The 877-nt window shown below is 53.2% G+C and carries 1 pseudogene; it reads right to left on the reverse strand.

The window, feature by feature from the left end:
- Positions 1–803, reverse strand: a pseudogene (locus AACY49_RS29655) (IS3 family transposase); the annotation flags it as partial.
- Positions 804–877: the final 74 nt, after the last annotated feature.

The raw sequence follows: 877 nt of genomic DNA on the forward strand, positions 1-877 counted from the left end.
CGGGTTGTCACGCTGGGTGGACAGGTAAGTAATATCGGCCACCCAGATCTGTTCCGGACCGGTCGCGACAACTTGCTGCGGGCCTGGCTTTAGCAGATTGGGATGGCAGCGAAAGTGATGATGGCTGTCGGTCGTCTTGTGATACGCCCGTTTCCTGCGAACCAATTGCCGGTGCTCGCGCAGCACCTCAAACAAGCGATCCCGGCCAACATGCAATTCAGGTTTCTCATGCTCCGCGTGCATCAATGACTGGAGCTTGCGCGCGCCAATGCAGGGTTGGCGCACTCGGATTGTCTGCACAAACTTGATGATTTTCTGATCTTGATCGACTCGAGCCCGATAGACACGATCACGCTTGTAAAAGGCTTGGCGACTGATCCCCATAAACTGGCAAGCCCTGCTGACACTCAGGGTTTGGGTTTGCGCAACGACTTGCCGGGCCGCTTTTTTACAATGGATACGCCGTAGTCGTTCTTCAGGACATCGACCACATCTTCGAAAAATTTGGCTTTCTGATTTGCCAGTGCCAGTTGCTCCTCAAGCTCTTTGATTCTCTGCTCGGGGGTCAGAGGCAAAGTTGGCTCGTCCATCGGTCGAGTCCTCTGGGTACGGATGGAGGCGCCTTGGCTCCAATCTTGTCGACCATGCTTGCGTAACTAAACCAACACCGTCGACCGGCCCTGGATCCCGTAGCGCCGTTGAGCCTCTTTATAACTCAACTCGCCTTTTTCTACTTGGTCGACAACTGACAATTTAAAAGTCAGCGTGTAATCGCGCTGACTACGTTTTGCGCCCGTATCCATTGCACCCTCCTGATAAGAAGCCAGAAGGTGTAAACCTTATTCAGGACGAGACAAACACGTAAAAAAGGGCAACC

Source organism: Pseudomonas sp. EL_65y_Pfl2_R96 (genome assembly GCF_963970905.1).
GTDB lineage: Bacteria > Pseudomonadota > Gammaproteobacteria > Pseudomonadales > Pseudomonadaceae > Aquipseudomonas.